Raw genomic sequence first — 19,881 nt, forward strand, 5'->3', positions numbered from 1 at the left:
GGTCCCTACGACCCCTCGCTGAACTGGTAGTCCGAGGTCAACCCTGCGCCGCGGGCGATGATCCGCTGGACGACGACCAGCTTGTCCTTCGGCTCGGCGCCGACGGTCGGGACGACCGACTCGGGAACCCCGAAGTCGACCCGGCCGCCGACGCCCTCGAAGGCCATGGCGCCGGTCGTACGCCGGAGCGTCTCGAACAACGTGTCGCGGGTGAGCGGCCGCCCGGCCAGTTGGACCCGTTCGACGCCGTCGATGACCAGGCGGAGTGCGTCGTAGGCGAGCATGATGTGGCCGTTCGGTGCGGTACGGAACACCTTCCCGCTCGCCTCGGGGTCGCGCTGGCGCTGTGCGTACTCGGTGAAGAAGGCACGTACGGAGGGGTCGACCGTCCCGCCGCCGATCCGCCGCCAGCCGTCCAACGTCGGCGCGAACGTGGTGAAGAAGACGCGGCCGGCGACGTAACTCTCCCGGCCGGCGAGGTCGGCGAACTCCGCCGTCTCGAGCTGCGACAGGTCGTCGCCACCGAGGATCACCGCCTGGTCCCCACAGTCGCTGCGGCTCAGGGCGTCGAGCAGGGTCGGCATCTCGTTGCTGCGCCCCGCGTAGACGATCAGCGGGCGTTTCGACCGCGCGCACACCTGGCTGACCCGCTGCTGCAGGGCCTGCGCGATCTCGCTGGGCTCGTCGGCCGCGTAGTTCATCAGGACCGGCTTGCCGGACCGGGGGCGCGTCCCGGCCGGGGCGACCTCGAACGCCTTGGCGAACTTGTCGGTCAGGTCCTCGCTGTAGCGGTCGCCGCTCGCGTAGATGATGAACGGATCCCGGTCGCTCAGCCGGGGGTCGCTCGCGGCGAAGTCGACACCGACCTGCGCCTGCCGTTCGTTGGAGGGCGAGACGCGCAGGAAGAAGGGCTTGCCGACGAAGTTGGTGCCGGACGCCACCGAACCCACCATCGGGATCCGCGCCATCCCGAGCTGCTCGGCCGCCGCCACGGTGGTGTCCCGCGTCTGGCCCATGCCGGTGACGGCGACGACCGTCGGGTCCCGGTCCACGAGCTCACGGATCTGGTTGCCGACCTCCTCGGCCCGGGCGGAGTTGCCTCCGAAGTTCGCCAGCACCAGGCGGACCAGGACGCTCGGCATGTGGACGGGCGTGTCGAAGTGGTTCCACTCCCGCTGGGCGAGATAGGCGCCCCGGAGCTCGTTGACACCCGCGGACAGGTCCCGCTTCGGTCCCTCCTCCGCGGAGCTGAGCATGGTGGCCACCACGACCGTGGCGTAGGTCCGTTTGGCGTCGCCGGCCCCGGTCTCCTCGATCACCCGCTCGTTCTGCTGGCTGATCAGCCGGTTGAGTTCCGCGACCTCGGTCTCGTCAGGGGTGAGGTGGTCCTGGCCGTAGCTGAAGCCGCCCCGCCGGTCGGACACGCCGATGCACTCCTCGCGCGGGCGCTTGGTCAGCGACCGGCTCGGATCCATCAGCTCCTGCACGACCGGGCGCACCTGCCAGATCGGGAACGGGTTGCAGCGCAGAGCGGTGTGGCGGGCGTAGATCCCGGCGTACCCGGCCAGCAGGACCAGGACCATGACAGTCGAGAGCCGGCGCAGGGTGTGTCGAGGCGGCCGCACCTTGGGGTAGCGGCGGACGACGTTGGGCCGGCAGTAGTCGGGCAGGTCCGGCGCGCGCGCCGCCGGCCGGGACTCCTCGGCCGCGCGGCGAAGCCGGCGGTAGCGCGCGAGGCGTTCCTCCAGTGCCGCCTCGACGTGCTCGCTGAGCAGGAGATGGGCGTCCAGCGCCTTGCCGAGTTGCTCGGGGGTCCGGCGTACGGTGCTCGTGCAGGAGTGGAGCTGCCAGGTCGCCATCACCAGCGTCTCGAGCCGCAGCCGCAGGTCGGAGCGGAACAGCTTGCCGATCGCGTCGCCGGTAGGCCCGCCGATGAGCTGGATGCGATCCCGCAGCTTCTGTGCCATGCCGACCCGGCTGCTCGCCGACATCGGCGCCTCGGCCACGAGGTCGAGCTCGTCGAGCCAGTGCGGGTCGCCGTGCTTGATCCGCCCGTCCAGTCGGGACGCGACCAGCTGGAAGTCGCCCAGGGCGAGCGCGTGGTAGAGGTAGTCGGCGTGCTGGCCGAGTTCCTTGTAGTGGTCCCGGAGCCGTTCGTGGACCTCGGCGTAGGACGGCCGGCCCTCCGCCTCGACCTGCCCGGTCAGGTCGGCGACCAGCAGGTCACGCAACAGTGGATGCAGCACGAGCGCCTCGCCGCACCTCGTGGTGAAGCTGAGGACGGCGAGGCGATCCCACAGGTCACCCGCCGGCCGTCCCGGCACCAGCTGTTCGATGGTGGCGATGTCGAGTTGCCGTGGCGCGGCCAACCGGGCCAGCAGCCATCTGGTCTGGCTCCGTTCGGGCGCGTCCTCACCGCCGCGGAAGCGCTGCAGGAAGCGCAGCAGGAGGTACTCGCTCACGGTGTCGTTCGGCGCCGCGGTCGGTTCGCCGGTTGGGACGTACTCGTTGAACGTCGCCCGGACGGAGGGAACGACGCGGGTGCGGCGGTAGGACCGGTCCACGACCTGGGTGGCGAGCCGCACCGCGAGCGGGTGCCCGCGCGTCACCTCGTGCAGCTCTTCGACCAGGACCTCCGACTCGACCGTGCTGGACAGCTGGCGGTTCCACAGCGCGAGGAACTGCCGGGTCTGCTCGAGGGTGAACGAGTTCAGCTGGACCGGGAGGTAGGCGGCGTCGAGCGCCCTCCGGTCGCTGCTCTGCGCGCCCTCGAAGGTCCGCCGCCACTGGGCGTACATCGCTCGCGCCGAGCGGGCCGCACGGTCCTCGGGGCGGTCCGCGCCCACCGGGCCGAGCAGGTCGGAGCGGTGCGCGTCGTCCGGGCTCGCCTGCTGCTTGGTCGCCACCACCAGCAGCGGAAGGTCCGGCGTCTCGAACCGCGCCTCGGCGAGCAGCTCCAGCAGGTCGCTCGCCGGCGGGGTCGGCTCGTCGCTGCCGCGCGGGTAGAGCGTGTAGCCGACCTCGCCCATGAGGTCGGCGCCGTCCAGCAGCAGCAGACAGTTGACCTTGCGGTGCCTGCGGCGACGGTAGGCGGCACGCAGGTCGGCGACCAGGGCACGGACGAGCAGCCGGTCCAGCCGCTGCGCCTCGCGCCGGTCGTCCAGAGACGCCGTACGCCAGATCGCGACGACGACGGCGTCCGCACTACTGCCGTGTAACCCGAAGATCGGCTCGGCCGCCTCACGCTCGTACCAGCGGGTCACCGCACCGAACGTCGGGCTGAACAACCACCGGGCGAACCAGGGTGCCATCACCGCGAAGCTGGCGAGCCAGCGCAGCAGCGGCTGGATCAGCCGGCCGAGCCCGCGGGTGGCGGGGGCCGCGTCGGCGGCAGAGGAGACCGCGTCCGCGACCAGGGGAAGGCCGGTGAGCCGGTTGACCAGGAAGTGGCGGGCACGGCGATAGGGATCGTCGTCGTCCCGCGTCGAGCCCGTGTCGGGGCCCGCGGTCGTGTCGTTCGTGGTGCCGGCGTTCGTGGAACCTGTGTGCGCGGCGGAGCCGGCGTTCGCGGTGCTGGTGTGCGCCGCGGCGGTCAGGGCCGCCCGGGCCAGGGAGTAGCGCGGGAGTTTCAGCCGGCCGAACTGCGGATGGCGGTAGGCACGTAGGTCGGTGGCGATGACGTCCAGCACCTCACGGCACGACCTCGATCCGGCGTCGTCGAGGTTGACCCGCGCGACCGGTCCTTCGCCGTGCCGGCGCCGAAGTTGGTCCAGCAGGGCGGTCTTGCCGCTGCCGCCGGGGCCGTAGGCGACCACGATGGGCAGCGGCTGCCGGGGCCGGCGTTCGACCAGCAACTCGATGACGGCGAGCGTGTCCGTACGGCCCACCAGACCAATCTCCGGATCCAAGCCTTCGCCCCCGCCCGCTCGTCCACCGCCGGACCCGCTCGTCCCGGCCGACCCACTCGGCTCAGACGACCCGCCCGGTCACCTGGTCCACTTGATCATCTCCCATCATGACCTGCCCCTGATCACGTCGGTGATCATGATCGGGGTCGTGCGGACGGATGCGCATCCGGCGCCCGGGGAGTCTTCACGATCATGACGGGTGCTCCGCGGCCGTCGTGCCGGGCTTCCGCCATGCGGTCGGCCTGAATGGGTCGGGCGCGCGCCGCCTCCGACCGGCCTGGACGAACCGCCGGAGACATGACGACGGGGCGCCCCTCCCCTGCGGGAGTGGGCGCCCCGTCGGACGAGATGGGTCAGCTGGTGGTCAGCGCCAGCTCGACCTCGGCGATCTTGCCGAGCTCGGCCTCCACCGAACCCTCGGCGGTGGCGCTGCGCGGCGCGAGCGCCCGCACCGTCCACGTGCCGGGCGCGGCGAAGAACCGGAACACGCCGTCCTCCCCCGTCGGCACCTCCGCCGTGAACTCACCCGAGCCGTCCAGCAGACGCACGTAGGCGCCCGCGACCGGGGTGGAGTCCTGGCGGACGACGCCCTGAATCACTGCTTCCTTGGCGAGGTCGACCCCGGCCAGAGCGGCACCGCCCACCGGCGCGCCGCAGCTGTCGTTTGCACTCATGAGGCATCTCCAGGCTTGTCACCGAGCACGACCGGCACGCCCACGAGCGAGCCGTACTCGGTCCAGCTTCCGTCGTAGTTCTTCACGTTGGGCTGACCCAGCAGTTCGTGCAGCACGAACCAGGTGTGCGAGCTGCGCTCGCCGATCCGGCAGTAGGCGATGGTGTCCTTGTCGAAGTCGACCCCGGCACCGCCGTAGATGTCGCGGAGTTCACCATCGGACTTGAAGGTGCCGTCCTCGTTGGCCGCCTTGCTCCAGGGGACGTTCACCGCGGTCGGGACGTGCCCGGCCCGCTGAGCGACCTCCTGCGGGAGGTGCGCCGGCGCGAGGAGCTTGCCGGAGTACTCGTCGGGCGAGCGGACGTCGACCAGGTTGAGCTGACCGATGGCGTCGACCACCTCATCGCGGAAGGCGCGGATGCTCAGGTCCGGGTCCTGCGCGGTGTACTGCGTGGGTGCGTAGGACGGGACGTCCTCGACCAGCCCGCGGCTGTCCAGTTCCCACTTCTTCCGGCCGCCGTCGAGCAGCTTGACGTCCTGGTGGCCGTACAGCTTGAAGTACCAGTAGGCGTAGGCCGCGAACCAGTTGTTGTTGCCGCCGTAGAGCACGACCGTCTGGTCGTTGCTGACACCACGCGCGGACAGCAACTGCTCGAAGGCGTGCTTGCCCACGAAGTCGCGACGGACCTTGTCCTGGAGGTCCTCGCGCCAGTCGAGCTTGATCGCGCCCTTGATGTGGCCCTTGTCGTAGGCGTTGGTGTCTTCGTCGACCTCGACCACGACGATGGTCGGGTCGTCGAGGTGCTGCTCCACCCATTCGGCGGAGACGAGGACGGTGTCACGGCTCATGCGGGACCTCCTTGGTCGCGGATTCCTGAGAAGTTGCCGACAGGGCGCGGCGGGCGAGCAGGTGTGCCTCGCAGCCGAGACAGAGCCTGAGGGCCGCGTTGTGGGACGCGGCACCGAAGGCGGGTCCGGTGACGACGGCGCCCAAGGTCGTCGTACCGGAGGCATGGGCCAACGGGCCGGGTGGCGAGCGCCCGGCCGGTGGATGGCGTGAACGTAGGTGGCTGAACCTGCAAGGACATGGCCGCATGCTCCTGACGAAGAGACGAGCCGATCGGTCCGGACGGAGCCTTCACTGGGCTCCGGTTCGGGACGGCAGACCCCGCGGGCACGAAGCTCGACTTCGCGAGCGGCGGGAGAAAAGGTGCCGTCGATCAGAAGCTAGGACACAAACAGGTCGACGTGCGGCAGTTGTCCACCGCACGGCGTTTGGTCAGCAGGGTCCTACACAGCACGTGGCTCAGGGTACGGACCAGCCTCGGCACCTGTCACGGTCGTCTCGCATACTGAGCTTTTCGGTCAGGCAATGAGACGGCGAGACCGGAACGGACCGCGCCGCTCGCCGCGTGACTGCCGCTCCGCCGAACCCGCCCGGCGGAGCGCCCGCCCATAGATCGCGGCCATCCGCTGGGCGTAGTCGGACGGGGAGTTCTGCTTGGCCCGAGCACGGGCCTCCTCACCCACCTGGGCGCGTTTGACCGGGTTCGTGAGGAGTTCCTCGAGCGCCTCGGCGAAACGCATGGGGTCGGTTCCGGCCAGGACGCCGGTGCCGGCGAGCGGACCGGTGCCGTGGAGCGCCTCGTCGGCCAGCACCGCGGGCAGGCCCGCGAGCGCCGCCTCCTGGATGACCAGGCCCTGGGTGTCGGTCAGGGAGGGGAAGCCGAAGACGTCGCAGCCGGCGTAGGCCTGTGCCACCTGGTCGGGTGGGAGCTGGCCGGTCAGCACGGTCCGGTCGCTGATACCGGCCTGCTCCAGCAGCCGCTGCACCCAGCGGGCGTCGTAGACCGCTCCCACCAGCACCAGGCGGGCGGACGGAACGACGTCACGCAGGCGCCCGAAGGCCTCGGTGAGCAGCGGGATGCCCTTCTCCCGGTTGACCCTGCCGACGAACAGGACGACGGGCTCGTCCGGCTGGATGCCGTGGCGGCGGCGGAAGGCCTTGCCCGCGCCGGGCGGCACACTCGGCAGCGAGACGCCGGTGGGGGCGACGTAGATCCGTTCGTCGTCGATCGGGAGGTGGCGGCGGGCCAGGATGGCCGGGGTCGGGACGAGTACGGCGTCGGCGTCGGCGAGCAGCAGCCCCGTGCCGGCGTCGACCGTGGCGTCCCGGCGTTCGGTGCGGGAGACCCCACGCGGGATCTCCAGCTTGGGGCTCCCGAGCCGTCTGGCGTAGCAGCGTAGGAGGCTCTCGATGACCGGGGACGGCAGCCGGTAAGCGTCGACGTAGGCCCGCAGGTCGGTGTGGTAGGTCTGCACCAGCGGCAACCCCAGCCGGCGGGCCGCGAAGATCCCGAGCAGGCCGACCGGACCGGGCGTGTGGACGTGCACGACGTTGGGGAGCCAGTGCGCCACCCGCTCCACGTGCCGGCTGCGCGGCCAGGCGGCCAGCCGGAACTGCGCGACCCCGCACGGCACGGCCGGCAGGCGCAGCAGCTGCTCGTCCTCGGGCAGGTCGCGGTGGCGCGGCACCACCAGCAGGCTGGAATGACCGAGTTCCGACATCGCCGCGGTGAGGGTCTGGACGGAGGTCACGACACCGTCGCGGCGCGGAAGGTAGGTGTCGGTGAAGTGGGCGATCCGCAGCGTCGGCCGCTTGGTGCGCGCGGCGGAGGCGGGATCGAGCGCGATCACCGAGGCGAGGTCGTCATCGACCGGACGGCGGCGGATGCGGCGCGCCCCGAGAAGTGGGCGGAGGTCCATGGACCGGCTCCTTGTGTCGGCCAGCGGATTCGTACTCAGCGCGCGCCCCTCAGCACGGCCGCCGAGAATAGGGCACTCCCAGCTCGTTCACACACCGGAGCCGGCTCGACTCCGGCGGTAAGCGTGACACGGCGACCCTGCCCATACTGGCCTGGGTACGCCCTGTGCCGGAATCGGGGATCACCCGGATCTCGTCACCTCGCGCGTTCCACAGCTACTGCTTACCCGGCAGGAGTCCTTGTAGGCGGGCCTTTCGACTCCAAACCGGGCCGAACCGGTGCAGACCCTAGCGGACTTTCGGGGGATTCATCCGCTCGAGCATGACTGATTCATCCGCCCGAACACGACTGTTTCATCCGCTTCATCCGCTCCAGTGCGGCGGTGACCTGCGCCCGGCGGGGTTGGCCGGCCGCACGGATGACGATACGGCCGTGCGGGTCCAGGACGAAGACCGTCGGAGTGCTCACCACGTCGAGACGGCGTACGAGATCGAGGTGGGACTCCGCGTCGATGTCGACGTAGGCGACGCCGACCTCCGTGGCCGCGATGCCGCTCAGCACCAGCCTGGTCGCCCGACACGGTGCGCAGAAGGCGGAGGAGAACTGCACCAGGGTCGCCTGGTGTCCGAGCTCCGTCCCGAGGTCTGCGGCGATAAGGCGGTCGGGGCCTGGCTCACGGTCGGGTCCGACGGTCGTCGCGGAGTCCACCCCATGAGAGTACGAGCCAGCCCGGGGCCGGGAGGCCCTCAGTGGCCCGGGAGTGAGGTCATCGCGTCGAGCACCGGGACGAGTTCTCAGCTGTCCATGGTGAGGAGCGGACGCTCACCGGGGGCGAAGATCTGGATCCGCTCGACCTCGCCGGCCGGTACGGCGATCCCGCCGCTCCACCGCACGCCCTGCGCGTAGGCCACCCGCCAGCTTCCGCCGTCCCAGCGGCGCCCGGACCGGTCCCAGACCACGAGCGAGCAGACCTCACCCTTCTTCACCCCGTGCAGCACGATGTCGACCTTCGTGCCCCACGGAACGCCATTCATCGTGGCCGTCGCGTCGACGGTCTCGTCGGCGCTGGTGGCCGACCAGTGCACCGGCGCCGCGGTCAGCCGGGGCGTCGGTGCCGGCGTGGTCGGCGTCGGCGCCGGCGTGGGTGTCGTGGGTGTCGGTGACTGCTGGGCGACCACCGGAGCGGTCTCGCCCTGCCAGTGGGCAACGGCCCACCCGCCACCACCGGCGACGATCACGACGAGAGCGGCCGCGACCAGGGCGGCACGCAGGCGGCGCCGGCGATCTCTGCCCCGTTCCGCCCGAACCCGGCCCAGGAGCCGCTGCAGCCCGAGCTCGTCCGGCTCCACGACGCCCTGCTCGACCTCCTCCAGCCGGAGCAGGCCCAACAGGTCGGGAATGCCGGCGAGTTCGGCCTGCGCGGCCTGGCACTCCGGGCAGCCCGCCAGGTGATCACGAACCGCGGCCGCCTCGGCCGGCTCCAGCGCGCCCAGGGCGTAGGCGCCCAGGGAGTCACGGACCTCCCCACAGGTCACAACGCCACCTCCGGGGTCATTCCGCGCTCCTCCAGCAGCAGTTTGAGCTGTCGGAGGGCGTAGTAGGTACGGCTTTTCACCGTGCCTACGGGTATGCCGAGCCTGTCCGCGGCCTCGGCGACCGAGTGGCCGCGGTAGTAGACCTCCACCAGAACCTGCCGGTGGTGCGGCGCCAACTCCGCCAGCACCTCCATGACCTCCCACGCCAACATCGCCCGGTCGAGGTCGTCCTCGCCGGTAGGCACCACCCCGAGCGCTTCCTCGCCTACCTCGGGTGGCCGCGCACGTCGGGCTCGCTCACCGTCGACCACGATGTTGCGGGCGACGGTCGCGAGCCACACGCGCTGCGGCCCACGGGCGGGGTCGAGTGACTCCGGGTGTCGCCAGGCACGCAGCAGTGTCTCCTGAACGACGTCCTCAGCCCGCTGACGGTCGCCACGTACCAGTCGCAGTACGTAACCGAGCAACGCTCTCGCGTGCTCGGCGTACAGCTGACGTATGAGCTCCTCGTCAGCGGTCGCCCCCTTAGGCGCAGCCGACCCCACACCGCTTACACGGCGGGCGGGGGTGGGGGGTTCAACCGACACGCGACGATATTGGCACGGAAATCTCGCCGGGTCGCCCTCTCATCCACCGGCGTACGGCGGAAGTACCTCAATTCGGGCGCCGTCGCCGAGCCGGATCGTGGCCGGGTCGCGGCTGCCAACCGGGTCGCCGTCGATCAGCAGCGAGCTCAACCCGAGAACGTGGGAGAAGCGGGGCTGGTCGGCGTGCCGGGCACGGGCGTGGGTCAGCGCGTCGGCCAGGGTGGTGGCGCTGACCTGCTCCTCCGCGAGCCCGGCCGCCTCCTTGGCCGCCGCCCAGTAGCGAACCGTCACACTCGTCGCATCGCTCACGTGAGATATCCTGCCTCTTTACCGACGACCTGGGCGACAACGTCGTCATGATTTCCAGGTCCACGACCATGGGAGACGTCCGGTGAGCACACTCGTCCTGCTCACGAACGCCCTTCAGCCGTCGGCGGAGATCGTTCCAGCTCTTGGCCTGCTCGCGCACCACGTGCGCGTGGCTCCGGCCGAGGCGAGCGCCCTTCTCGACGTGGGTCCTGCTGATGCGGTGCTCGTCGACGCCCGTACCGACCTTGTCCAGGCACGCAGCCTCACCAGAGTGATCCGCACCACCGGGATCGACGTCCCCCTTCTGGTGCTCGTCACCGAGGGCGGCCTGGCCGCCGTCAACGCCGACTGGGGATTCGACGACGTGGTGCTCCACACGGCCGGGCCGGCCGAGGTGGACGCCCGACTGCGGGTCGCGATCGGCCGGCTGACGCTGAAGTCGGCCGAGGACGAACGCCCCCACGTCATCCGGCGGGGCGAGCTGCTCATCGACGAGGACACCTACACCTCGCGCCTCGGTGGCCGCACGCTCGACCTGACGTTCAAGGAGTTCGAGCTGCTGAAGTTCCTCGCCCAGCACCCTGGGAGGGTGTTCACCCGCCAACAGCTGCTGCAGGAAGTCTGGGGCTACGACTACTTCGGTGGCACCCGCACCGTCGACGTGCACGTACGTCGACTGCGCGCCAAGCTCGGCCCGGAGTACGAATCCCTGATCGGGACCGTCCGCAACGTCGGCTACCGGTTCGTCGCGCAGCCGGTCACGCCGGTGCCCGAGGACTCCGACGAGAGCACCAGGGTGCCCGACGACGCGCGCTCGCTCACCGGCGAGACACCGGGTCGCTGAGCAGACATCCCACCGTGGGCCGGGCGGAGCTTCCGCCCGGCCCACGGGTCGTTTCTGCGCCTGTCCCCCGTCCTCAGCTGACGGGCGTGATGCGGCCCTCGCCGCCGACCGGATAGTCGACGGCGGTCACCTTCCCCGACAGCGCCTCGGTGAGGTAGTCCTGCAGTGCACCCTGGTAGGTCGTGCCGACGGGTGTGAAGTCCAGCCCCTTCAGCGGATAGGCGTCACCACCGCGGGCGGAGAAGTCGTTCGTGGCGAGCGAGACCGCCGGCCCGTCGACGACCTGCCCGTCCTGGACCAGGACGGTCCCGTCGGACAGGACGACGCTGCGCACCCGGTCGCCGGGGGTGAGGATCTCCCCGGTCGACTCGTCGACGACCTGCCCCTGCCGGCCGACGTCGTAGGTGAAGGACAGCCCGGCGACCTGCATGAACGCACCGGCCGCCTCGGGTGATGCCGCCACACCGCGTTCGAGGAGCTGGCGCAGCGTGTCCCGGGGCACCTCGGGCACGACCGCGACGAAGTTCGCGAACGGTGCCACGTCGTAACTGTCGAGCGCGGTCACCGGACCGGCCGGGATCACGGCGTCGTTGCGGATGCCGCCGCCGTTCTGGATGCCGACCACCGGCGGTGTGACGCCGTACTCCGCCGCACGCTGGGCGCCCGCCCACACCAGTGCGTCCGCGAGCAGGTCGCCCAGGTTGGTCTCGCGGCTGCGGACGTTGTCGCGGACGCCGTCCAGCGCGACCTCGCTCTGGGCGAGGACGGTCTCCTGGAGGGACGCGACGTGGTCGGCGACGGGCTCCTCGACGTGGGTGCGCGTCCAGAGGTCCTTGGCCACCGCGTCCGTGCCGGCACCCGAGACCCGAACCGGCCGGCTCCGATCGTCGTCGGCACCGAGCAGCCGCCCCGCCCGGTCGAAGCGCAGCACCAGCTGGCCGACGTACTTGTAGTTGCCCGTCGTGGTGGCGACGGGGACGCTGCGGCCGTCGGCGTCGCTCGCCCACAGCGGGTATCCCCGCTCGGCGGTGTCTCCCGGGACCAGCGGTACGCCCGGGTTGGCGAGGATCTCGCCGCCACCGGCGCCGAGCACGGCGTCGACACCACGAAGCTGCGGGACGAGCGCGAGCTCGTTGTCGATGTCCTGCAGGTGGCTGACCAGGACGATCTTGTCGACGCCCTGCCTTGTGAGGGCGGCCGCCTCGGCGTTGGCGATCTCGGCCAGCTCGGCGCTCACCTTGACGTCGCGGGGGCTGGAGATCGTGGGCAACTCCGGCGTGGTCAGGCCGATCACGCCGATCTTCTCGCCCCGTTCCCGCACGACCGTGGAGGACCGGATGATGCCGCGGTCGGCGTACGTCGCGAGCGAGGGCTCCGCGCTGACGTCCAGGTTGGCCGAGACGAAGGGCACCGTGCCCGCGGGGCCGGCCATACTGGCGATGAAGTCGGCGTAGACCTCGGGGCCGAAGTCGAACTCGTGGTTGCCGATCCCGGAGGCGTCCAGGCCGAGGCGGCGCAGCGCGAGCGCGTCGTAGAACGGGACGCCGTGCTCGGTGCTGGCCGAGAACTCCGGCCCGGCGAGGTAGTTGTCTCCGCCGGAGATCGCGAGGACGCCGCGCTTGCCGCCGGCCGGTGGACGTCCGCGCTCCGCCTGGTCGCGGAGCTGGTTCCAGAGCGTGGCGTAGCGGGCCGCGCCGCCGTAGGCCCTGGTCTCGTCCGGCTCGATGGTGCCGTCGCCGTCGGTGTCGCCGTCCACGCCGAGCAGTTGGGACTCGTCGTCGTTGGTGTGCAGGATGGTCAGGGTGAAGTCGGTACGGCGGTCCGTGGCCGAGGCGGCGTGGTCGGCGGTGCCGGCGGACGCCGAGCCGAGCCCGACCAGCCCGAACCCGACGGCCGTGGCAGCGCCCAGCGCGAGTCCCCGTCGTATGGGTCCCCGTCGTAAGGATCGCCGCTCTGTCGTTCCCCTCCGCGACATGCATGCTCCTTCGTCTTGTCCGTCTCGCCTCGGCCGACCTCGCGGGGTCGCCCCGGCTCCCCGTCGGCACGAAGAGTTCGCCGGTCGTTTCCCTGTTGGGGTCTGGTGTGAACGCGAGGATCGGTGGTGGTGAAGTGACCCGTACCGTACTGCCGTGAGCATTCCGCCGGGTTCCGTGCAGACCACGACACAGCTGTCCGACTCCGAACGCGCCGATGTCGAGGCGTTGGTGAAGGCGGCCGCGGAGGTCGACGGCGTACGCGCCCTCGACGAACGCGCCACGCTGCTCCTCGCCACACCGGGGGCGACCAGTCACCTGCTGGTGTCCGACGCCGGGACGGTCGTCGGCTACGCCCACCTCGACCCACCCGAGGAGGGTGCGGGGCCGGACGGCGCGCCGGTGGCCTCCGCCGACCTCGTCGTCCACCCCACCCACCGCGGCCAGGGCATCGGCCGGGCCCTGCTGGACCGGGTGCTCGCCGAGGCCGGACCGGTGGCCGTTCACCTGTGGGCGCACGGCCCCCATCCGGCCGCCGCCCGGCTCGCGGCCGCGACCGGCTGCACGGCGATCCGCTCGCTGTGGTGGATGCACCGCCCACTCACCGGCCCGGACGCCGCACCACTGCCCGACGCCGCACCCCCGAGCGGCACCACGATCCGCACGTTCGTACCCGGACGCGACGACGAGCGCTGGCTCGCGGTCAACGCGGCCGCGTTCGCCGCCCATCCCGAGCAGGGCCGCTGGACCCACGCCGACCTCGACGCGCGGCTCGGCGCGGGCTGGTTCGACGCCGACGGGTTCTTCGTCGCCGAGCGGGCGGGTGAGCTGGTGGGGTTCCACTGGACGAAGATCCACACCGGCGACGTCCGCGGCGGCGAGCCCGGCCCGATGGGTGAGATCTACGTCCTGGGCGTCGCTCCGGGTGCCCAGGGCGGGGGCCTGGCCACAGCACTGGCTGTGACCGGGCTGGCCTATCTGCGCGACCGCAGGTTACGTAGCGTGACGTTGTACGTCGAAGGGGACAACCCCGCCGCGGTCGGGTTGTACCGCAAGCTGGGCTTCACACGCGCGGCGGTCGATGTCATGTACGGCCATTACGGCCACTCCTGACTTCCGCGCTACCGCGCGTTCACGCGGGGATGCCACGATGGACGGGTGAGTATCCAGCTGGGACGGCCCGAGATCACCGAGTACGACGTGGAGCCTCCGTACGACGTCACTAAGGGTGATCTACCCAGTGATCGCTTCCTCGACCGGGAACTGTCCTGGCTCAGCTTCAACACCCGCGTTCTGGAACTCGCCGAGGACCCACTGGTCCCCCTGCTCGAACGCGTGCGATTCCTCGCGATCTTCGCCAACAACCTGGACGAGTTCTTCATGGTGCGGGTCGCCGGCCTGAAGCGCCGGATGGCCGCCGGTGTCGCCGTCCGCGCGGCGTCCGGCCTGCTCCCCCGCGAGGTGCTGGAGGCCATCTGGTCCCGCACCCGGCAGCTCATGATCCGGCACGCCGACGCGTTCCACGACCAGGTGCTGCCCCAACTCGCGGACGAGGGCATCGAGATCCTGCGGTGGGACGCCCTCGACGACTCCGCCAAGAAGCAGATGCACGAGCTGTTCAGCACCCGCGTCTTCCCCGTCCTCACCCCGCTCGCGGTCGACCCGGCCCACCCGTTCCCCTACATCTCCGGCCTCTCCCTCAACCTGGCCGTGGTGGTACGAAACCCGCAGACCCGCGGAGAGCACTTCGCCCGGGTGAAGGTGCCACAGATCCTGCCGAGGTTCGTCCCGGTCGCGAAGCAGCGCTACGTCCCGTTGGAGGACGTCATCGCCGCCCACCTGGACCAGCTCTTCCCGGGGATGGACATCCTCCAGCACCACACCTTCCGGGTCACCCGCAACGAGGACCTCGAGGTGGAGGAGGACGACGCCGAGAACCTCCTGCAGGCGCTGGAGCGGGAGCTCATGCGGCGCCGCTTCGGGCCGCCGGTGCGGCTGGAGGTGGAGGCCTCCATCGATCCGCACGTGCTGGACCTCCTGATCTCCGAGCTCGGCGTGAGCGAGGAGGAGGTGTGCCGCCTCACCGGACCGTTGGACCTGTCCGGACTGTCCGCGATCGCCGACCTGGACCGGGCCGAGCTGAAGTACCCCGCGTTCATCCCGGCCATCCACCCCGAACTCGCCGAGGTGGAGAGCGCGCACCCGCCGGACGTGTTCTCCGCCGTCCGCCAGCGTGAGGTGCTGCTCCACCACCCCTACGACGCGTTCTCGACGAGCGTGCAGCGCTTCATCGAGCAGGCCGCCGCCGACCCCCAGGTCCTCGCGATCAAGCAGACCCTCTACCGCACCAACGACGAGTCGCCGATCGTGGACGCGCTCATCGACGCGGCCGAGGCGGGCAAGCAGGTGCTGGTGGTCGTCGAGATCAAGGCGCGGTTCGACGAGGAGGCCAACATCCGCTGGGCGCGGCAGCTGGAGCAGTCCGGATGCCACGTCGTCTACGGCCTGATCGGGCTGAAGACCCACTGCAAGCTGGCGCTCGTGGTCCGCGACGAGCCGGACGGACTGCGCCGCTACGCCCACATCGGCACCGGCAACTACAACCCGAAGACGGCCCGGCTGTATGAGGACCTCGGGGTACTCAGCGCCGACCCCGTACTGTCGGCCGACCTGAGCGCGCTGTTCAACACGCTGTCGGGCTACGCGCGGACGACGGAGTACAACCGGCTGCTGGTGGCACCACGCTCGGTGCGCAGCGGGCTGATCGAGCGCATCGACCGCGAGATCGAGCACCACCGCGCCGGCCGGCCGGCACTGATCAGGTTCAAGGCCAACGCCGTGGTGGACGAGGCCGTGGTCGACGCGCTGTACGAGGCGTCGCGGGCTGGCGTCCCCGTCGACTTGTGGGTACGCGGGATCTGCGCGCTCAAGCCCGGCGTTCCGGGCCTGTCGGAGACCATCCGGGTCCGCAGCATCCTCGGCCGGTTCCTGGAGCACTCGCGGATCTTCTGGTTCGCCAACGACGGCGAGCCCGACGTGTGGATCGGTTCGGCCGACCTGATGCACCGTAACCTCGACCGCCGGGTCGAGGCGCTCGCCCAGCTCACCCAGTCCGATCATGTGGAAGAGCTCACCGGACTGCTGACGCTCGCCTTCGACGACCAGACCGCCGCGTGGTACCTGGACGCCGACGGCGCCTGGACCCGTCACCACCTCGACGCCGACGGCGTACCCCTGCGTGACCTGCAGCAGCACCTGATCGCGACGAAGCTCCGCCGGCGGGAGCGGGCCACCCCGGGCCGCTGATCGGGTGGCCGCGCCTGGCGCGCCACGGGTTGTGCGCCACCCGTGGGTCCACGGCCGCGGCCACGAGTCGGCTGGCCCGGCCACGTGGTCGCCAGAGGCGGGGCGCGGGGGCGACACTGGGGGCATGGTCCACGCGGAACGTGAAAGGGAGCGCAAGTTCTCCGTGGACGAGGCGTACGAACCACCTGATCTGAGTGACCTGGTGCGCGTCCGGGCAGACGGCACCGACGTGCTCGTTACCACCTACTTCGACACCCCGGACCTGCGGTTGTGGCGGCAGGGCGCGGTGCTTCGCCGCCGGACCGGAGGTCCGGACGCGGGGTGGCACCTGAAGCTGGCGGTGCTTCCGGCCGAGGAGGGACCGGCGGGTATGCGGGTACGCGACGAGATCAGGTTCCCGCCCTCGGCCGACGAAACCGCCGACACCCCTCCGGCCGCCCTGCTGGACCTGATCCGCGTGCTGCTGGCCGACCAGGAGGTCGGTCCGCACGGCTGCCTTCGCACCGAGCGGACGCGGAGCACGCTCCTGCGGCCGGACGGAACCGAGCTCGCCGAGCTGGCCGACGACCGGGTCACGGTCGAGCCCCGCCCAGGTCCCGGCACCGGTCCCACAGGTCCCGGCACAGGTCCGGGCACCACCAGCGCCATGGTCACCCACTTCCGTGAGCTCGAGGTCGAGGACCGTGCCGGTGCCCGCGGGGCGGCCGAGGTGCTCGACGCGGTGGCGGAGCGGCTGCACTCGGCGGGCGCCGGCAGCGCGGTGGGCTCGAAGGCGACCCGGCTCCTCGGCGATCCACAGGCGCTCGGGCCGCTCGTCCCACCGGTACCCGAGCTCACCCCCGACTCCCCCGCCCGCTCGGCGGTCCAGGCGTACCTCACCACCTACTTCGGCGCCCTGCGCCGGGAGGACCTGCGGGTCCGGCTCGACGCCGAGGACTCCGTCCACCAGTTCCGCGTCGCGACCCGCCGGCTCCGCGCCGGGCTCCGCGCGTTCCGGCCGCTGATCGAGCCGGGTTGGGGCGACGAGCTGAACGCCGAACTGCGCTGGCTCGCGCACACCTTCGCGCCGCTGCGCGACACCGAGGTGCAGCGCGAACGGCTGCTCGCCCGCGCCGACCGGCTGCCCGACCCCGATCTGGCCGGGCGGGTTCGGGAGTTCCTGGGCCGCCGCCTCGACCGCGAGCTGGCCGATGCGTGGGACGCCGCGAACCGGGTGCTGGCGAGCGAGCGCTACCTCGTCCTGCACGAGCGGCTGCGCGCCGCCGCCTGGGCGCCGCGGACGCGCCCAGGACCGCGGGACCGGTGCGGGGACGTGCTGCCGCCCCTGGCCAACGACGCCTGGCGGCGGCTGGACAAGGCCGCGCGATCCCTGGGCACCAAGCAGCCGGACGCCGTCTGGCATCGCGCCCGGATCCGCGCCAAGCGGGCGCGCTACACCGCCGAGGCGTGCGCGCCCGCCCTCGGCAAACCGGCGGCGCGGCTCGCCAAGCGGCTGTCCCAGCTCACCGACCTGCTCGGCGAACACCAGGACGCCGTGGTCGCGGCCGAGACGCTCACCCGGCTGGCGACCACCGGTAGGGTGCCCGTGCTCACGGCGTACTGGCTCGGTGTGATGCACGAGCAGGAGCGGGCCGAGGCCGGGCGTGCGCGGGCAGCGTTTCCCGCCGTCTGGGCCGACGTCCGCCGCCCGAAGTTTCGGAACTGGCTCACGGAAGGACTCTGACGCGTGGCCCGCGGACAGGCACGGCACACCCGATCCGTCGTCGAAGCCGCCGGGGCCGTCGTGTGGAGACCGTCCGCGCACGACCGGGCAGAGGTCCTGCTCGTGCACCGACCGAAGTACGACGACTGGTCCTTTCCCAAGGGCAAACTGCTGCCCGGCGAGCGGGCCCCGGTGGCGGCGATCCGCGAGGTGGCCGAGGAGACCGGCATTCGGATCAGGCTCGGCCCTCCCCTTCCCACCATCCGGTATCCCCTGACCAGCGGCGCGTCCAAGGTGGTGCGGTACTGGTCGGCGGTCCCGGCGGGCGGCGCCTTGGAGGAGGCGGACTTCGTACCCAACCACGAGGTGGACCAGCGGGCGTGGTTCCGGCTCACCGAGGCGGCCCGGCAGCTCACCCACGCCCGGGACCGGTCGCTGCTCCCGACTCTGGTGCCGACGCCGACCCGGGCGCTGGTCCTGCTCCGGCACGCGGGAGCGATCGCGCGGGCGGAGTGGCCGGGAGACGACCTCGACCGTCCCCTGACCGAGGACGGCACCGCGCAGGCCCGGCGGCTGGTCGAGCTCCTGGCGGCGTACGGCATCGGTCGGGTCGTCTCCTCCCCGGCCCGCCGGTGCGTGGACACCGTGTTGCCGTACGCGACGGCGCACGGCCTGGAGATCGAGCTCGAACCCGCCTTCGCCGAGGGCGTCGACCCCGGCCTGGTGCGCGAGCACGGGCTGCGGCTGCTGGACTCACCGGAGCCGGTACTACTGTGTGGCCACCGCCCGACGTTGCCCGAGGTGTTCGGAGCCGTTGGGGTGACGTCCATGCCGCTGCAACCGGCCGAAGTCGCCGTCCTGCACCTGAGTGACCGAAGGTCAGTGGCGATCGAACGTCACCCATCCGGTACGACTGGCAATGAGTGAGTCGCCGTCACGGTGGGTATTCATAACAGGGGTTCAATCCCTGACTAAATGACACAGAGCGCACGTGTTCACGTGACGTCCGCCACGTCGTCGCACATCCTTAGCAGTCTCGCCTATCGACGTTCACCCCTCGTTCACGCGAGCCCCCGCGCTGCGTCACCTGGCCTACCTACGGTCCGTGGTGACAAGTCATTCATTGGACTCGAAGGGCAAGGAAAACGTGAACCACACACGGTTCGCCGCACTCGCGGCTGCGGCTTTGGGTGGTGCGCTGCTGCTCGCAAACTGTGGCAGCGACCCCGCGCCGGCTACCGAAGACACTGCGGGCGGCAGCGGCGCGCAGCCGACGCCCAGCGAGTCGTGCCCCTCGGGCACGGTCAACGCCGAAGGCTCTTCCGCTCAGAAGAACGCGATCGAAGAGGCCATCGCCGCCTACCAGGCGGAGTGCCCGGACGTGACCATCAACTACAACCCCACCGGTTCCGGCGCTGGCATCAAGCAGTTCAACGCCGCCCAAGTGGACTTCGCCGGATCTGACTCCGCGCTCAAGACCGAGGCGGACAGCGGCAAGAGCGAGGCCGAGGCCGCCAAGGAGCGCTGCGGCGGCAACGAGGCGTGGGACATCCCGATGGTCGTCGGCCCGATCGCCGTCGCCTACAACGTGGCCGGTGTCGACGGACTCGTGCTCGACGGCCCCACCACCGCCAAGATCTTCAACGGCACCATCAAGACCTGGAACGACCAGGCGATCGCCAAGCTCAACCCCGGCGTGACGCTGCCGTCCGACAAGATCGCCGTGTTCTACCGGTCGGACGAGTCCGGTACGACCGAGAACTTCATGAAGTACCTCCAGGCCGCCTCCGCCGGCGCCTGGAAGACCGAGCCTTCCAAGACCTGGGAAGGTGCCGGCTCCGGCAAGACCAAGTCCGACGGTGTGGCCGAGGGTGTCAAGTCGACCCCCAACTCCATCACCTACGTCGAGTGGTCCTACGCGCGTGACAACAAGCTCGCGATGGCCAAGGTCGACACCGGCAGCGGCACCCCGGTCGAGCTGACCGGTGAGTCCGCTGGCCAGGCGGTCGCCGCCGCCAAGCCGGACGGCACGGGCAACGACCTGCGTCTCAGCCTCGACTACGCGACGAAGGCCGACGGGGCCTACCCGATCGTCCTCGTCACCTACGAGGTCGTCTGCTCCAAGGGTCTCGACGCCTCGAAGACCGAACTGGTGAAGGGCTTCCTGACCAGCTTCGCGAGCCAGAAGACGCAGGACTCGCTCCAGGAGATCGGCTACGCGCCCCTGCCTGCCGAGGTGCGCACGAAGGTCGATGCCGCGATCAAGGCGATCAGCTGAC

General features: G+C 71.0%; 17 protein-coding genes. 6 read left to right on the forward strand and 11 right to left on the reverse strand.

Annotated elements, in window-relative coordinates:
- Positions 1-5: 5 nt before the first annotated feature.
- The 10 genes from HEB94_RS54045 to HEB94_RS46585 all read right to left on the reverse strand — a co-directional run bounded on the left by HEB94_RS54045 (position 6) and on the right by HEB94_RS46585 (position 9,777).
- The gene (locus HEB94_RS54045) at positions 6-3,887 is read right to left on the reverse strand and encodes an ABC transporter substrate-binding protein (RefSeq protein WP_192755763.1); all 3,882 of its coding nucleotides are present in this window, start codon (positions 3,885-3,887) and stop codon (positions 6-8) included.
- Positions 3,888-4,261: 374 nt separating this feature from the next.
- Positions 4,262-4,582 (reverse strand): DUF1416 domain-containing protein, encoded by a 321-nt coding sequence (locus HEB94_RS46550; protein ID WP_192755764.1) that lies wholly within the window; start codon positions 4,580-4,582, stop codon positions 4,262-4,264.
- Positions 4,579-5,430 (reverse strand): sulfurtransferase, encoded by an 852-nt coding sequence (locus HEB94_RS46555; protein ID WP_192755765.1) that lies wholly within the window; start codon positions 5,428-5,430, stop codon positions 4,579-4,581. Before HEB94_RS46555 ends, HEB94_RS46550 begins: the two co-directional genes overlap by 4 nt.
- Positions 5,420-5,677: a DUF4395 family protein gene (locus tag HEB94_RS46560; protein ID WP_192755766.1), complete on the reverse strand. Its 258-nt coding sequence runs from the start codon at positions 5,675-5,677 to the stop codon at positions 5,420-5,422. The genes HEB94_RS46555 and HEB94_RS46560 overlap by 11 nt, the downstream gene beginning before the upstream one ends.
- Positions 5,678-5,801: 124 nt before the next feature.
- Positions 5,802-5,912 (reverse strand): putative leader peptide, encoded by a 111-nt coding sequence (locus HEB94_RS55005; RefSeq protein ID WP_420481564.1) that lies wholly within the window; start codon positions 5,910-5,912, stop codon positions 5,802-5,804.
- Between the two features lie 34 nt (positions 5,913-5,946).
- Positions 5,947-7,347 carry a glycosyltransferase gene (locus HEB94_RS46565; RefSeq protein ID WP_192755767.1) on the reverse strand — a complete coding sequence of 467 codons (1,401 nt, stop codon included), beginning with the start codon at positions 7,345-7,347 and terminating at the stop codon, positions 5,947-5,949.
- A gap of 329 nt (positions 7,348-7,676) precedes the next feature.
- Positions 7,677-8,054, reverse strand: coding sequence for a TlpA family protein disulfide reductase (locus HEB94_RS51940; RefSeq protein WP_337918458.1), 378 nt, complete (start codon positions 8,052-8,054; stop codon positions 7,677-7,679).
- A gap of 86 nt (positions 8,055-8,140) precedes the next feature.
- Entirely contained in the window at positions 8,141-8,881 is a 741-nt protein-coding gene (locus HEB94_RS46575) for a zf-HC2 domain-containing protein (RefSeq protein WP_192755768.1), read from the reverse strand.
- Positions 8,878-9,468, reverse strand: a complete 591-nt coding sequence (locus tag HEB94_RS46580; protein WP_425550400.1) for a sigma-70 family RNA polymerase sigma factor — start codon at positions 9,466-9,468, stop codon at positions 8,878-8,880. Before HEB94_RS46580 ends, HEB94_RS46575 begins: the two co-directional genes overlap by 4 nt.
- Positions 9,469-9,507: 39 nt before the next feature.
- Positions 9,508-9,777, reverse strand: coding sequence for a MoaD/ThiS family protein (locus HEB94_RS46585; protein WP_192755769.1), 270 nt, complete (start codon positions 9,775-9,777; stop codon positions 9,508-9,510).
- Between the two features lie 82 nt (positions 9,778-9,859).
- On the opposite strand from HEB94_RS46585, the gene HEB94_RS46590 reads away from it, so the two are divergent.
- Positions 9,860-10,621: a winged helix-turn-helix domain-containing protein gene (locus HEB94_RS46590; protein WP_192755770.1), complete on the forward strand. Its 762-nt coding sequence runs from the start codon at positions 9,860-9,862 to the stop codon at positions 10,619-10,621.
- Positions 10,622-10,694: 73 nt separating this feature from the next.
- Here HEB94_RS46590 and HEB94_RS46595 read toward each other — a convergent pair whose 3' ends face one another.
- Positions 10,695-12,596: a bifunctional metallophosphatase/5'-nucleotidase gene (locus HEB94_RS46595; protein WP_192755771.1), complete on the reverse strand. Its 1,902-nt coding sequence runs from the start codon at positions 12,594-12,596 to the stop codon at positions 10,695-10,697.
- A 154-nt stretch (positions 12,597-12,750) separates the two neighbouring features.
- Here HEB94_RS46595 and mshD point away from each other — a divergent pair, with 154 nt between their 5' ends.
- From mshD to pstS, 5 genes are all read left to right on the forward strand, one after another.
- Positions 12,751-13,707, forward strand: a complete 957-nt coding sequence (mshD, locus tag HEB94_RS46600) for a mycothiol synthase (protein WP_337918459.1) — start codon at positions 12,751-12,753, stop codon at positions 13,705-13,707.
- An 87-nt stretch (positions 13,708-13,794) separates the two neighbouring features.
- Positions 13,795-15,900 (forward strand): RNA degradosome polyphosphate kinase, encoded by a 2,106-nt coding sequence (locus tag HEB94_RS46605; RefSeq protein ID WP_337918590.1) that lies wholly within the window; start codon positions 13,795-13,797, stop codon positions 15,898-15,900.
- Between the two features lie 124 nt (positions 15,901-16,024).
- The gene (locus HEB94_RS46610; RefSeq protein WP_192755772.1) at positions 16,025-17,623 is read left to right on the forward strand and encodes a CYTH and CHAD domain-containing protein; all 1,599 of its coding nucleotides are present in this window, start codon (positions 16,025-16,027) and stop codon (positions 17,621-17,623) included.
- Positions 17,624-17,626: 3 nt separating this feature from the next.
- Entirely contained in the window at positions 17,627-18,529 is a 903-nt protein-coding gene (locus tag HEB94_RS54050) for an NUDIX domain-containing protein (protein ID WP_192755773.1), read from the forward strand.
- Between the two features lie 220 nt (positions 18,530-18,749).
- On the forward strand, positions 18,750-19,880 hold the full coding sequence (pstS, locus tag HEB94_RS46620) for a phosphate ABC transporter substrate-binding protein PstS (protein ID WP_192755774.1): 1,131 nt from the start codon (positions 18,750-18,752) through the stop codon (positions 19,878-19,880).
- The last annotated feature ends 1 nt before the right edge of the window (position 19,881 follow it).

The sequence above is a fragment of the Actinopolymorpha pittospori genome, assembly GCF_014873875.1.
Taxonomy (GTDB): domain Bacteria; phylum Actinomycetota; class Actinomycetes; order Propionibacteriales; family Actinopolymorphaceae; genus Actinopolymorpha; species Actinopolymorpha pittospori.

Coding starts and splice junctions, on each gene's coding strand:
- HEB94_RS46560 (WP_192755766.1), bottom strand. CDS start 5,677: ATGCGGCCATGTCCTTGCAGGTTCAGCCACCTACGTTCACGCCATCCA.
- HEB94_RS46595 (WP_192755771.1), bottom strand. CDS start 12,596: ATGTCGCGGAGGGGAACGACAGAGCGGCGATCCTTACGACGGGGACCC.
- HEB94_RS46565 (WP_192755767.1), bottom strand. CDS start 7,347: ATGGACCTCCGCCCACTTCTCGGGGCGCGCCGCATCCGCCGCCGTCCG.
- HEB94_RS46610 (WP_192755772.1), top strand. CDS start 16,025: ATGGTCCACGCGGAACGTGAAAGGGAGCGCAAGTTCTCCGTGGACGAG.
- HEB94_RS46555 (WP_192755765.1), bottom strand. CDS start 5,430: ATGAGCCGTGACACCGTCCTCGTCTCCGCCGAATGGGTGGAGCAGCAC.
- HEB94_RS46550 (WP_192755764.1), bottom strand. CDS start 4,582: ATGAGTGCAAACGACAGCTGCGGCGCGCCGGTGGGCGGTGCCGCTCTG.